Annotated in this window: 12 protein-coding genes; 10 read left to right on the top strand and 2 right to left on the bottom strand. The window is 59.0% G+C overall.

Going from position 1 to position 13466, the window contains the following annotated elements; all coding sequences use genetic code 11:
* Positions 1 to 24 precede the first annotated feature (24 nt).
* From C4J92_RS19955 to C4J92_RS27015, 7 genes are all read left to right on the top strand, one after another.
* The gene (locus tag C4J92_RS19955; protein ID WP_124405035.1) at positions 25 to 957 is read left to right on the top strand and encodes a chemotaxis protein CheV; all 933 of its coding nucleotides are present in this window, start codon (positions 25 to 27) and stop codon (positions 955 to 957) included.
* Positions 958 to 1000: 43 nt separating this feature from the next.
* Positions 1001 to 1828 carry a protein-glutamate O-methyltransferase CheR gene (cheR, locus tag C4J92_RS19950; protein ID WP_124364034.1) on the top strand — a complete coding sequence of 276 codons (828 nt, stop codon included), beginning with the start codon at positions 1001 to 1003 and terminating at the stop codon, positions 1826 to 1828.
* Positions 1829 to 2135: 307 nt separating this feature from the next.
* Entirely contained in the window at positions 2136 to 2543 is a 408-nt protein-coding gene (gene flgB / locus C4J92_RS19945) for a flagellar basal body rod protein FlgB (protein WP_057726450.1), read from the top strand.
* Positions 2544 to 2546: 3 nt separating this feature from the next.
* The gene (gene flgC / locus C4J92_RS19940; protein WP_024076985.1) at positions 2547 to 2990 is read left to right on the top strand and encodes a flagellar basal body rod protein FlgC; all 444 of its coding nucleotides are present in this window, start codon (positions 2547 to 2549) and stop codon (positions 2988 to 2990) included.
* Positions 2991 to 3006: 16 nt separating this feature from the next.
* A complete protein-coding gene (gene flgD, locus C4J92_RS19935) occupies positions 3007 to 3726 on the top strand; it encodes a flagellar hook assembly protein FlgD (protein WP_124368045.1) in 720 nt (239 codons plus the stop codon).
* A 31-nt stretch (positions 3727 to 3757) separates the two neighbouring features.
* Positions 3758 to 5068, top strand: coding sequence for a flagellar hook protein FlgE (flgE, locus tag C4J92_RS19930; protein ID WP_124364032.1), 1311 nt, complete (start codon positions 3758 to 3760; stop codon positions 5066 to 5068).
* A 161-nt stretch (positions 5069 to 5229) separates the two neighbouring features.
* Positions 5230 to 6327, top strand: a complete 1098-nt coding sequence (locus C4J92_RS27015; protein ID WP_164487546.1) for a hypothetical protein — start codon at positions 5230 to 5232, stop codon at positions 6325 to 6327.
* A 109-nt stretch (positions 6328 to 6436) separates the two neighbouring features.
* Here the strand turns inward: C4J92_RS27015 and C4J92_RS19915 are convergent, their stop codons facing one another.
* A complete protein-coding gene (locus C4J92_RS19915; RefSeq protein ID WP_124405033.1) occupies positions 6437 to 9328 on the bottom strand; it encodes a ribonucleoside-diphosphate reductase subunit alpha in 2892 nt (963 codons plus the stop codon).
* Between the two features lie 573 nt (positions 9329 to 9901).
* Between C4J92_RS19915 and C4J92_RS19910 the strand changes: the two genes are divergently transcribed.
* Positions 9902 to 10627 (top strand): response regulator, encoded by a 726-nt coding sequence (locus C4J92_RS19910; protein ID WP_124405032.1) that lies wholly within the window; start codon positions 9902 to 9904, stop codon positions 10625 to 10627.
* Entirely contained in the window at positions 10624 to 12234 is a 1611-nt protein-coding gene (locus tag C4J92_RS19905) for an ATP-binding protein (RefSeq protein ID WP_124405031.1), read from the top strand. Before C4J92_RS19910 ends, C4J92_RS19905 begins: the two co-directional genes overlap by 4 nt.
* Before the next feature lie 52 nt (positions 12235 to 12286).
* On the opposite strand, the gene C4J92_RS19900 is transcribed toward C4J92_RS19905, so the two are convergent.
* A complete protein-coding gene (locus C4J92_RS19900; RefSeq protein ID WP_124405835.1) occupies positions 12287 to 13003 on the bottom strand; it encodes a 4'-phosphopantetheinyl transferase in 717 nt (238 codons plus the stop codon).
* A 138-nt stretch (positions 13004 to 13141) separates the two neighbouring features.
* Between C4J92_RS19900 and C4J92_RS19895 the strand changes: the two genes are divergently transcribed.
* Entirely contained in the window at positions 13142 to 13450 is a 309-nt protein-coding gene (locus tag C4J92_RS19895) for a hypothetical protein (RefSeq protein WP_124405030.1), read from the top strand.
* The last annotated feature ends 16 nt before the right edge of the window (positions 13451 to 13466 follow it).

The raw sequence follows: 13466 nt of genomic DNA, 5'->3' as shown, positions 1-13466 counted from the left end.
CCTCTGGGATTTAGGAGTCTGGGCATGGCAGGAGTAATGGATTCAGTAAACCAGCGCACACAGCTGGTAGGGCAGAATCGCCTGGAGTTGTTGCTATTTCGCCTGGACGGCAAGCAGCTGTACGGCATTAACGTGTTCAAAGTGCGGGAAGTGTTGCAGTGTCCCAAGCTGACGATCATGCCTAAATCCAGTCCGGTGGTATGCGGCGTAGCCAATATCCGTGGCGCGACCATTCCGATTCTTGATTTGGCAATGGCCACCGGCTCCGCTGGTTTGCAGGACCGTCAGAGCCCGTTCGTCATCATTACCGAATACAACACCAAGACCCAGGGGTTCCTGGTGCGCTCGGTAGAACGTATCGTCAATATGAACTGGGAAGAGATCCATCCGCCACCCAAGGGCACCGGGCGCGATCATTACCTGACGGCCGTGACGCGGGTTGATAACCAGTTGGTGGAAATCATCGACGTGGAGAAAATCCTCGCCGAAGTGGCGCCCACGTCGGAGACCATCTCGGTCGGTGTGGTGGATGCCGAGACAGCGCACAAGGCGGTATCCCTGCGCGTGTTGACCGTGGACGACTCCTCTGTCGCCCGCAAGCAGGTCACGCGTTGCCTGCAAACCGTCGGCGTCGACGTGGTGGCCCTCAATGACGGGCGCCAAGCCTTGGATTACCTGCGCAAGTTGGTCGATGAGGGCAAGAAGCCGGAAGAAGAATTCCTGATGATGATCTCCGACATTGAAATGCCGGAAATGGACGGCTATACCCTTACAGCTGAAATACGCAACGATCCACGCATGCAAAAATTACATATCATCCTGCATACTTCGTTGTCGGGGGTATTCAATCAGGCAATGGTCAAGAAGGTCGGGGCAGATGACTTCCTGGCTAAATTCCGGCCTGATGACCTCGCATCCCGGGTAGTCGCCCGGATCAAGGCAGCAGATCACGGCTAGGGGGATTTCCCCTGGCGGTCACACGATTTAAGAGGCGGTATCATTGTCTACGGGTAATTTGGATTTCGAACAGTTCCGGGTCTTCCTGGAAAAAGCCTGTGGCATATTGCTCGGTGAAAACAAGCAATACCTGGTATCCAGCCGTCTCAACAAACTGATGGAACAGCAGGGCATCAAGTCCCTGGGTGAGTTGGTCCAGCGGATCCAGGGGCAGCCGCGCAGCGGGCTCAAGGAGATGGTGGTCGATGCCATGACCACTAACGAAACCCTATGGTTTCGCGATACCTACCCGTTTGAGGTGCTCAAGAACAAAGTGCTGCCGGCGGCCATCAAGGCCAGCCCGGGCCAGCGCCTGCGTATCTGGTCGGCGGCGTGCTCTTCCGGACAGGAACCGTATTCGATCTCGATGTCCATCGACGAGTTCGAACGGACCAACATGGGACAGTTGAAGGCCGGCGCGCAAATCGTCGCGACCGACTTGTCCGGCACCATGCTCACCAACTGCAAGACGGGTGAATACGACAGCCTGGCCCTGGGCCGGGGTTTGTCCCCGGAGCGTCTGCAGCGCTACTTTGATCCGAAAGGGGCAGGACGCTGGGCGATCAAGGCGCCGATCAAGAATCGCGTGGAGTTCCGCTCGTTCAACCTGCTCGACAGCTACGCCAGCCTGGGCAAGTTCGACATGGTGTTCTGCCGCAACGTGCTGATTTATTTCTCGGCCGAAGTGAAGAAAGACATCCTGTTGCGCATCCATGGCACGCTCAAGCGTGGCGGGTATCTGTTCCTCGGCGCTTCGGAAGCCTTGAACGGATTGCCGGATCACTACCAGATGGTGCAATGCAGCCCGGGAATCATCTACCAGGCCAAATAACAAAGTACGCGGTAAAAATGTGGGAGGGGGCTTGCTCCCGATAGCGGTGGGTCAGTCAGCTATTCATGACATGACACACCGCCATCGGGAGCAAGCCCCCTCCCACATTTGTTTTGCCACCATCCGACCGGAAGCGGCAAATCGTATTGCCGCTTTACTGGCGCCACGCGGAAAGTACTTGCCGCTTTTCTGGCATTGCCGCCGGCAACCTCCCCGCCAGCCCTTGATATACGGGCGCCCCGCAGATTGGCATGCACCTTGCTATAGCCCTGTTAACGAATAGCAGGTCAGCCTAAAGGTTTCCGCCATGAGCATCAGCTTCGATAAAGCGCTCGGTATCCACGAACAAGCCCTGGGCTTCCGCGCCCAGCGTGCTGAAGTCCTGGCCAACAACATTGCCAACGCCGATACCCCGAACTACAAGGCTCGGGATCTGGACTTCTCCGCCGTGCTCGCCGCGCAGCAGGACAAGACCAAGAACGGCACCTTCGCCTTGAACATGACCAACAGCCGTCATATCGAAGCGCAAGGCCTGAGCAGTGGTGACGAGTCGCTGCTGTATCGCACGCCAATGCAGCCGTCGATCGACCAGAACACCGTCGATGCCCAGCTGGAACAATCGAACTACGCCGAAAACTCGGTGAATTTCCAGGCCAGCTTTACCCTGCTCAACAGCAAATTCAAAGGGCTGATGTCAGCCCTGCGTGGAGAATAAGCCATGTCCCTGTCCAGTGTTTTCAATATTGCAGGCAGTGGCATGAGCGCGCAGACCACGCGTTTGAACACCGTCGCCAGTAACATCGCCAACGCCGAGACCGTGTCTTCGAGCATCGACCAGACTTACCGTGCCCGGCATCCGGTATTCGCCACCATGTTCCAGGGTGGCCAGAGCGGCGGCAGTGATTCGCTGTTCCAGAACCAGGATGCCGCCGGCCAAGGCGTGCAGGTACTGGGTGTGGTCGAAGACCAGAGCAACCTCGAAGCGCGTTACGAGCCCAACCATCCGGCGGCGAACGAAAAGGGTTATGTCTATTACCCCAACGTCAACGTGGTCGAGGAAATGGCCGACATGATTTCCGCCAGTCGCTCGTTCCAGACCAACGCGGAAATGATGAACACCGCCAAAACCATGATGCAGAAGGTCCTGACCCTGGGTCAGTGATAAGGGGCGCCAAATAATGGCCATCGTTGATACGTCGAACAATACGGCAGTCCAGGACCTCTTCAATTCCAAGGTCAAGGATGCTTCAAACAATGTAGCGAATGTTTCCAAGGCCGCCACCGGCGACCAGGCCCTCGGCAAGGATGCATTCCTGCAACTGCTGGTGACCCAGCTGAAAAACCAGAACCCCTTGTCGCCACAGGATAACGGTGCGTTCGTGGCCCAGCTGGCGCAGTTCAGCAGCCTGGAAGGCATCAACACCCTGAATGACTCGGTGAATAACATCTCGAGCAACTTCAGCTCATCCCAGGCGCTGCAGGCTTCGTCGCTGGTCGGACGTTCGATCATCACCCAGACCGACAAGGCGCTGGTCGATACCAGCAAGAGCATGACCGGTTCGGTGGCGGTGACAGCGGCGACGGGCAACGTCTCGGTCAAGATCACCGATAAAGACGGCAACGTGGTGCGCACCCTCGATCTGGGCGCCCAGAGCGCAGGGACTTCGGACTTTATCTGGGATGGCAAGAACGAAGCGGGTGAGGTGGCCCCGGCTGGTACTTACACCTTCGCGGCCTCCACCAAGAATGACAAGGGCGACGCGGTTGCCCTGGCCACTTCGCTGCCGGCAACCGTCACCAGCGTGACGCTGAGCAAGACCGGCGGCGAGATGCTGCTGAACCTGGCAGGCGGCATGGGCAGCGTCAAGCTGTCGCAAATTCAGACTATCGGTACATAGAGCCGGCTAAATACGGCAGAGGGAGAGAAACATGTCTTTTAATATCGGCCTTAGCGGCCTCTATGCGGCCAACAAACAACTGGACGTGACCGGCAACAACATCGCCAACGTCGCGACCACGGGCTTCAAGTCGTCTCGTGCAGAGTTCGCGGATATCTACGCAGCGTCCAAACTGGGCACCGGCCAGAACAGCATCGGCAATGGTGTGAACCTGGCGGCGGTCTCCCAGCAATTCACCCAGGGTGACGTTAACGGCAGCGGCGGTATCCTGGACATGGCGATTCAGGGCGGTGGCTTCTTCGTACAGAAGGGCAGCGACGGTTCGCTGGAGTACACCCGCAGCGGTGCCTTCCGTGCCGACAAAGACGGCTTCATCACCAACAACACGGGTACCTCGCGCCTGCAGGGTTACGCGGCGGATGATGACGGCAAGATCATCAAGGGCGGGCTCACCGACCTGCAACTGAACCTGACTAACCTGCCGCCCAAGGCGTCCACCAAGGTGGACTCCACCAGTAACCTGAATTCCTCGGAGCCGGTGATCGACCAAACGGCCAAGCCGTTCGACCCGACCAAGACCGATACCTTCACCACTCAATACAGCACCACTTTGTACGACTCCCAGGGCAACGCGCACCCAATGGTGCAGTACCTGGTGAAAACCGACGGCAACAAGTGGAATGCCTATACCCTGATCGACGGTCGCAATCCTGATGGTTCGGCACCGACGGGCACCCCGTCGACCCCGCCTGTGGCGTCGACATTGACCTTCGATGGCGCGGGCAAACTCACCAGCGTGGTAACCGGTGGTGTGTCCGATAAGACGCTCACCGTTGCGGGCTGGGTGCCGGGCACAGTGACTAATGGTGTGTGGAAGGCTAACGGCGCGAACGCCAACCCGGGCGGGATTGCCGTCAACATGGCCAACATTACCCAATACAATTCGGCCACCTACCGTAACCCTCCGGTCACCGATGGCTATGCCACCGGCCAGATCACCGGCCTGAAGATCGACGGCAACGGCGTAATGTTCGCCACCTTCAGCAATCAGCAGAGCAAGGCCATCGGCCAGATTTCGCTGGCCAGCTTCAATAACGAACAAGGCCTGCAACCCGGCGGCAGCACCACCTGGAAAGAGACCTTCGCTTCGGGCCAGCCTGGGTACGACACTCCGCAAGCCGGCACACTGGGTTCGATCGTGGCCAATTCCCTGGAGAACTCCAACGTCAACCTGACCAACGAACTGGTGGACCTGATCAAGGCCCAGAGCAACTACCAGGCGAACGCCAAGACCATTTCCACCCAGAGCACCATCATGCAGACCATCATTCAGATGACGTGATGCTGTTGGTCTGATCCCAGAAGAAAAACCCCTCGGCCGAGGGGTTTTTTTTTGCATTGATTTTTTTGAAAGGCTGCCTGCTCAAAGAAATCCGTTTTGCTGGAACTGCCTACACCTTTTGCTCCACCCATTGAGCCATAGGATTGTAAAGGTCGAAAGCTATGTGGGACGCGTTGATATCGGGTAACAGGGATCAGGTGTATTGGCATGGTGGAACGGGTGCACCGCGTACTGAGGAAACCCAAGACAGCACAACTACAGATAGGGATGCAGTTTTAAAACTTCTCGAGGAACTGGAGGAGGCTCAGAAAACCTCCAAGAATCAAACTGTTCAAGACTTGCGTGACAAGCTGAATGATTTGCGCAAAAGGTTGGGGGAGGACAAGTTCAAGGAGATTATTGAGCAGCTAAAGAAAGACGCGCCTAACAGTTGGCTTGAGTTTATGAGGGCACTGTTTCCTGAGCTGTTTGCAGATGACGTATCTACTGATGCTGAATCGCAGACAAGCGGCGGGGGAGGAGGAGGTGTCGGTGGTTCGGGTGGTGGCAGTGGTGGAAGCGGTCGCTATGAGGGCGGGGGGATCGACCGTGGGGGCTTAGGGTTAGGGGAGAAGGTGGGGAACCTGCCGGTCACGGCGGGAACTTATCAAACCAATTTCGAGCCGGGTAGCTACAAACCTGGCGAAATGCCGAAAAATCTCTTTTCCGGTGCCTATCAGGGACAAACAGGCAATTGCGGGGCTATCTCGGCTTGTAAGGCCATGATTGCGCAGCATGGGCCGGCGGGTGTGTTTAAAGACGTTAAGCGGGATTCGGCGGGCAATTATGACGTAACGCTCAAAGACGGCAATCATGTCCAAGTTACGCAAGCGCAGTACCGTGAGTCAGCAGCAAAAGCTCAACTACAGGGACAGGACCCCAAGTTGCTTGGGTTTATGAATCTTATGTTGGCCGTGAACAATGTTCAGGCAATGAAGCAGCATAACGATGGGATTTCCGGGACAAGTTTCAGCGAGGCCATTAATAGCATCAATAATGGGGAGTGGGCTAAGGAGACTTTTGATCGGTTGGGCTATAAAAATTTGGTAGAGAGAGTCAGTCCTTCTCAATTGGCCAGTGGCAGGCCCGGTACCTTGGACAACTCGACACATTCGGTGGCGGTAATGGGCGGTAGTGAGGATCGGTGGGGTACGAAATTCGGCAATACACGCACTGATCCCAATTTGATTGCCTGGGGCTTCAAGCGGGGATATGCGTAAGTAAGAAATGAGATTTCTTGCAAACAAAAGCCCCCTGTCAACCCGGTTGAAATCCTGGGCTTACAGAGGGCTGGCTATTTCAGATAGTTAAACCTGGAAATGCCTCAGCTTATTGGCAAGCCTCACAATCCGGCTCATCGATCGCACAAGCCTTCGGCACTGGTGCCGGGCCGGCTGGCGCAGCGAGTACCGAATCGTCACCGTGGTTGCCGCTGGAAACAGCGTTGAGCTTACCGGTGTTGATGGTCGACTTCTCGGTGCTGGTTGCGGCCAGGGCACGGAGGTAGTAGGTGGTTTTCAGGCCACGGTACCAAGCCATGCGGTAGGTCACGTCGAGCTTCTTGCCCGAAGCACCGGCAATGTAGAGGTTCAGGGACTGCGCCTGGTCGATCCACTTCTGACGACGGCTGGCGGCGTCAACGATCCACTTGGTGTCCACTTCGAACGCAGTGGCGTAGAGCTCTTTGAGTTCTTGCGGGATGCGCTCGATCTGCTGCACCGAACCGTCGTAGTACTTCAGGTCGTTGATCATCACCGAGTCCCACAGGCCGCGGGCTTTCAGGTCGCGGACCAGGTACGGGTTGATCACGGTGAATTCGCCCGACAGGTTCGATTTCACATACAGGTTCTGGTAGGTCGGTTCGATCGACTGCGAAACGCCAGTGATGTTGGCGATGGTCGCGGTCGGTGCGATGGCCATGATGTTGGAGTTACGAATACCTTTCTGCACACGGGCACGTACCGGCGCCCAGTCCAGGGATTCTTCCAGGTCAACATCGATGTACTTCTGGCCACGTTGCTCGATCAGGATCTGTTGCGAATCCAGCGGCAAGATGCCCTTGGACCACAGCGAACCCTGGAACGTCTCGTAGGCGCCGCGCTCGTCGGCCAGGTCGCAGGAAGCCTGGATTGCGTAGTAGCTGACCGCTTCCATGGACTTGTCGGCGAACTCGACGGCAGCATCCGAACCGTAAGGAATGTGCTGCAGGTACAAGGCGTCCTGGAAACCCATGATGCCGAGGCCCACTGGACGGTGCTTGAAGTTGGAGTTCTGCGCCTGTGGCACCGAGTAGTAGTTGATGTCGATCACGTTATCGAGCATGCGTACGGCGGTGTTGACGGTGCGTTCCAGCTTTACGGTGTCCAGCTTGCCGTTGACGATGTGGTTCGGCAAGTTGATCGAGCCCAGGTTGCAGACGGCGATCTCGTCCTTGTTGGTGTTCAAGGTGATCTCGGTGCACAGGTTCGAGCTGTGGACCACGCCGACGTGCTGCTGCGGGCTGCGCAGGTTGCACGGGTCTTTGAAGGTCAGCCATGGGTGGCCGGTTTCGAACAGCATGGACAGCATTTTGCGCCACAGGTCTTTGGCCTGGATGGTCTTGAACAGCTTGACCTTGCCTGGGTACTCGGTGAGGGCTTCGTAGTACTCATAGCGCTCTTCGAAGGCCTTGCCGGTCAGGTCGTGCAGGTCCGGCACTTCGGATGGCGAGAACAGGGTCCACTTGCCGTCATCGAAGACACGCTTCATGAACAGGTCAGGGATCCAGTTGGCGGTGTTCATGTCGTGGGTACGACGACGATCATCACCGGTGTTCTTGCGCAGCTCGATGAACTCTTCAATGTCCATGTGCCAGGTTTCCAGGTAGGCACACACAGCGCCTTTGCGCTTGCCGCCCTGGTTTACGGCTACGGCGGTATCGTTCACCACTTTGAGGAACGGCACGACGCCCTGGGATTTACCATTGGTGCCCTTGATGTACGAACCCAGTGCACGAACCGGCGTCCAGTCGTTACCCAGGCCACCGGCGAATTTGGACAGCATGGCGTTGTCGTGGATCGCGTGGTAGATGCCCGACAGGTCATCCGGCACGGTGGTCAGGTAGCAGCTCGACAGCTGTGGACGCAGGGTACCGGCGTTGAACAGGGTCGGCGTGGACGACATGTAGTCGAAGGACGACAACAGGTTGTAGAACTCGATCGCACGGTCTTCTTTGTGCTTCTCTTCGATCGCCAGGCCCATGGCCACGCGCATGAAGAACACTTGCGGCAGTTCGAAACGGATCCCGTCCTTGTGGATGAAGTAACGGTCGTACAGGGTTTGCAGGCCCAGGTAGGTGAACTGCTGGTCGCGCTCGTGGTTGATCGCCTTGCCGAGTTTTTCCAGGTCGAAGGTGGCCAGGATCGGGTTCAGCAATTCGAATTCGATACCCTTGGCGATGTAGGCGGGCAGCGCCTTGGCGTACAGGTCAGCCATCTCGTGGTGGGTGGCGCTGTCGGCCACGCCCAGGAAACCCAGGCCTTCGGCGCGCAGGGTGTCCATCAGCAGGCGCGCGGTGACGAACGAGTAGTTCGGTTCACGCTCGACCAGGGTACGGGCAGTCATCACCAGGGCGGTGTTGACGTCGGTCAGGGCCACGCCGTCGTACAGGTTCTTCAGGGTTTCGCGCTGGATCAGGTCACCATCGACTTCTTCCAGGCCTTCGCAGGCTTCGGTGATGATGGTGTTGAGGCGGCCCAGGTCCAGCGGCGCAAAGCTGCCATCGGCCAGGGTGATGCGGATCGAAGGATGCGCCTGGACGGATTCGGCGGCCGGCGCGTGCACGGCACGTTCCTTGGCCCGGGAATCACGGTAGATCACGTAGTCACGGGCAACTTTCTGCTCGCCGGCACGCATCAGGGCCAGTTCGACCTGGTCCTGGATTTCTTCGATGTGGATAGTGCCGCCCGATGGCATGCGACGCTTGAAGGTCGCGGTCACTTGTTCGGTCAGGCGTGCAACCGTGTCGTGGATGCGCGACGAGGCGGCAGCGGTGCCGCCTTCAACTGCAAGAAACGCTTTGGTGATGGCGACGGTGATTTTGTCATCGGTGTAAGGAACGACAGTGCCGTTACGCTTGATCACGCGCAATTGGCCAGGTGCAGTGGCGGCCAGATCCATATTCGAATCAGCGGCCTGCGGCACGGAGCCCTGCGGGTTCTCGCGAGTTGTGTCGGTTTGCATGGGGGTTGTCTCCACGTTCTATATTTGATTGCGAGTGTCAGGCTTTCCTGCAACACCCGTACCGTTTTCCATGACTTGGATGAAAAACAGCTGCCATCCGCGTGAGCGGTTTGGTCTACTGATAATCGGTTGGTTCCACGCTGTGCCAGCAATAAAACGCTTGAATTTCGAGCTGCTTATGTGGTTGGGCGCTTATTTCCAAAACCCTACATGTAGGGTCTCTGGAAGAGCCGAGGTACAAGATAATGCGTTTTTGGGGGCTTAGCAACGCACTACCTGTGGATAACGCTGTGGGTAAAATGTGTATGAATCATGGAACGCCCGTGTAGGCCGCAGTACTGCTGGATTACGCCGCCTGTCACCGAATATTTCCAGACAAAAACTGTCGGTTGGATTTTTGAGGGCGCGAACCCTATCACAAAAAAACGCCATGACCGAATGGATTTCCAGGCTTGTGTTCAGGGGTTGGCCCGTGGCTACAATCGACCCTCGTTATGCCCTCAATACATGACAACCAGGGTATGCCTCGACCGTGTCGACCATCAGCATTTTTTATAACAATGAGGACACCGCGTGGAGCAAGAACCCTGGCAGATATTGATTGTCGAGGACGATGAGCGGCTGGCCGAGCTGACCCGCGAATACCTGGAGAGCAACGGCCTGCGGGTGTCGGTGGAGAACGACGGCGCCCAGGCCGCGGCGCGCATCATCGCCGAACAACCGGACCTGGTGATCCTCGACCTGATGCTGCCGGGCGAAGACGGCCTGAGCATCTGCCGCAAGGTGCGCGAGCGCTATGAGGGCGTGATCCTGATGCTGACGGCGCGTACCGATGAGATGGACCAGGTGCTCGGCCTGGACCTGGGCGCCGACGACTACGTGTGCAAACCCGTGCGCCCGCGCTTGTTGCTGGCACGCATCCAGGCCCTGCTGCGGCGCAGCGAGCCGGCGTTACCGGTTGTGGTGGAAAACCAGCGCCGCCTGCAATTCGGCCCGCTGGTGGTGGACAACGCCTTGCGCGAGGCCTGGTTGCACCAAAAAGGTATCGAACTGACCAGTGCCGAGTTCGACCTGCTGTGGCTGTTGGTGGCGAATGCCGGGCGCATCCTCTCGCGCGAAGAAATCTTCATTGCCCTGCGTGGCGTTGGCTACGACGGCCAGGATCGCTCGATTGATGTGCGCATCTCACGTATTCGCCCGAAGATCGGCGATGACCCGATCCACCCGCGCCTGATCAAGACCATCCGCAGCAAAGGCTACCTGTTCGTGCCTGAAGCCGCCGCCGATATGCCCCTGTGAACTCGATCTTCCTGCGCATCTACGGCGGCATGTGCGCCGCGCTGATCCTGGTCGCGCTGCTGGGCGTACTGGCGCTGCACTTGCTCAACGATGTGCGCAGCGACCAATACCGCGAGCGCCTGGCGCACGGCACCTTTGCGCTGATGGGCGACAACCTGCAGCCCATGAGCGCCCTCGAGCGCCAGCGTGCATTGGCGGTGTGGGAACGATTGCTGGGCATCCCGCTGCAGTTGCGCACCTTCACCGACGCACAGCTGGACCTGAGCCAGCGCAAGCGCCTGCAACGTGGCCAGGTCCTGGTGGAACAGACCGGGCCCCATGCCGCGCGCGTAGTGCGCCTGGTCAGCGAACCGGAGCAATTGGTGCTCACCGGCGAGGTGCAGCAAATCAGCGAGCAATTGGCCCGCGCCACGATCTACCTGCTGGCCGACGAACTGGTGCGGTTCCCGGTGGCCGAGCAGCCGCAACGTTTGGCTGATCTCAAGCAGGCCAAGGGTTTTGGTTTCGAGATGCACCTGATGGCCCTCGACCAGGCCGATATGGACGACGACCAGCGCCGTCGCGTGGCGGAGGGCGATACGGTGATGGCTCTCGGCAAGGGCGGCGACTCGATCCGCGTGTTCGCCGGCATGGTCGGCACGCCGTGGGTGCTGGAGATCGGCCCGCTGTATCAAATGAACCCGTACCCCGCGCAATGGCTGGTCCTGATCGCCCTGATCGGCCTGACCCTGATCGGTTTGATCGTCTACCTGTTGGTGCGTCAGCTCGAGCGCCGGCTCAAGGGGCTGGAGGCGGCGGCCACGCGGATCGCCAAGGGCAATCTGGAAGTTCGCGTACCGGCCCGTGGCGCCGATTCGGTAGGGCGGCTCGCGGCCGCGTTCAATGGCATGGCCGAGCACCTGCAACAATTGCTGGCGATTCAGCGTGAACTGGTGCGTGCGGTGTCCCACGAACTGCGCACGCCGGTAGCGCGCCTGCGCTTCGGCCTGGAGATGCTGGGCGATGCCACCACGGCCGAGGCGCGGCGCAAATACCTGGAGGGCATGGACGGGGATATCCAGGACCTCGATGGCCTGGTGGATGAAATGCTCACTTATGCGCGCCTGGAGCAGGGCGCGCCGGCGTTGAACTTCCAGCGCGTCGACCTTGATGCATTGCTCGATCAGGTGATCGGCGAATTGTCGCCACTGCGCCCGCAGGTCAGCGTCAGCCGGGGTACCTGCCTGTCATCGGCGCATTGGCAGGATGCCTGGGTCGATGCCGAACCCCGCTACCTGCATCGCGCGCTGCAGAACCTGGTGAGTAACGCCATGCGCCACGCCAAGGGCCAGGTATTGATCAGTTATCAGGTAGGGCAGGTGCGTTGCCGTATCGACGTGGAAGACGATGGCCCCGGCGTGCCGGAAAGCGCCTGGGAACGCATCTTCACACCCTTCCTGCGCCTGGATGACAGCCGCACCCGCGCCTCGGGCGGGCATGGCCTGGGCCTGTCGATTGTGCGGCGGATTATCCATTGGCATGGCGGGCGGGCGCTGATCAGCAAGAGCAACAACCTGGGCGGCGCGTGTTTCAGTCTGAGCTGGCCCAGGGATCAGGAGAAACCCTGATATTGCCATGCATTCCAAATGTGGGAGGGGGCTTGCCCCCGATGGCGGCTTATCAAGCGCCGACAGCCACCAGGCTCAACAACTGCTCCCCCTGCACCGCAAACTGCCCAACCAGCTCCTTGCCATGGCACCACTCACTGGACAGGTCCGTCAGCAACCGCAGCCGCACCTGCCCCGCCAGTGACCATTCCACCACCTCGGCATGCTCAAAATAGAAGCGCTTCTGCACGATCGGGTAGAGCGCCTTGAACAGACTCTCCTTGGCCGAAAACGTAAGTGTCACCAGCAAGGCGATTTGCTCACGGGGCAGGGCCGCCATGCGCTGCAGTTCATCCACGGTGAGAATTTCCCCCGCCAGGCGTTCCGCCCGTTCCAGCGCCAGCAGGTTCTCCAGGTCCATCCCCAGCCCGCGCCATTGCGCCTTATGCCCGACAATTGCTGCGGCGTGCCCGGTGCTGTGGGTAATGGAGCCACTGATATGACCTGGCCAGATCGGCGCGCGGTCGTCACCGATGGCCGGGATGCAATCGAGATTATCCAGTCGTTGCAGCGCTTCGCGGGCGCACAGGCGGCCGGCGAGGAATTCGGCCTGGCGCTTGGCCACCGAGCGCTGGATGCTCGCCGGTGGCGGCACGGCGCTGCGCTGGAAATCCCCGGGGTTCAACAAGGCCGGGTCGAAACGCGTGCTCAAGAATACGGTGCCGGGCAAAGGCGCAGGCAGCGGCCAATGGGCATCGAGTGGGGTACAACAGGCGGGTAGGGGCATCATGCGCGACATTTTGCCGAGTTGGCGCGCCAGTGCATAGCCCGTTGCGGTCAAGGCCAGGTTCAGAGCCTGTTCAGGGGGAGTTCAGGGGCGCTTGCGTAGTCTGGACGTCACAGCCTAAACGCGTAAGAGGTAACGACCATGACTGCGATCAAGAAGCTGATGTTGGCGTTGACCATGCTCAGTGCCACCGCCGGCGTGCAAGCCAGCGATAGCAGCTTTGCCGGCTTTGGCCGCGAGAAGAGCAGGAAATCCAGCAACCTGATCCAGCGTGTCAGCTTCGAAGAGGTGAGCATTCAGGCCGCCCCATGGGGCCAGTCGCTGAGCGCTGGCGCCCCAGAACCGGGCTACCGCACCGGCTACGCGCTTGAGTCGGGCCACTACAATGGCATTAAACTGCGCCCGCAAGACGTGCAGGGCCGCTATGATATCCCTCGCTCGGACTGTTGAATTGCCTTGGAGAGCC

This window comes from Pseudomonas sp. R3-18-08 (assembly GCF_003852065.1).
Classification (GTDB): Bacteria; Pseudomonadota; Gammaproteobacteria; order Pseudomonadales; family Pseudomonadaceae; genus Aquipseudomonas.
This window is presented reverse-complemented; position numbering and strand designations above follow the sequence as displayed.

Coding starts and splice junctions, on each gene's coding strand:
- C4J92_RS19895 (WP_124405030.1), top strand. CDS start 13,142: ATGACTGCGATCAAGAAGCTGATGTTGGCGTTGACCATGCTCAGTGCC.
- flgD (WP_124368045.1), top strand. CDS start 3,007: ATGGCCATCGTTGATACGTCGAACAATACGGCAGTCCAGGACCTCTTC.
- C4J92_RS27015 (WP_164487546.1), top strand. CDS start 5,230: ATGTGGGACGCGTTGATATCGGGTAACAGGGATCAGGTGTATTGGCAT.
- C4J92_RS19915 (WP_124405033.1), bottom strand. CDS start 9,328: ATGCAAACCGACACAACTCGCGAGAACCCGCAGGGCTCCGTGCCGCAG.
- C4J92_RS19955 (WP_124405035.1), top strand. CDS start 25: ATGGCAGGAGTAATGGATTCAGTAAACCAGCGCACACAGCTGGTAGGG.
- C4J92_RS19900 (WP_124405835.1), bottom strand. CDS start 13,003: ATGATGCCCCTACCCGCCTGTTGTACCCCACTCGATGCCCATTGGCCG.
- flgC (WP_024076985.1), top strand. CDS start 2,547: ATGTCCCTGTCCAGTGTTTTCAATATTGCAGGCAGTGGCATGAGCGCG.
- flgE (WP_124364032.1), top strand. CDS start 3,758: ATGTCTTTTAATATCGGCCTTAGCGGCCTCTATGCGGCCAACAAACAA.
- flgB (WP_057726450.1), top strand. CDS start 2,136: ATGAGCATCAGCTTCGATAAAGCGCTCGGTATCCACGAACAAGCCCTG.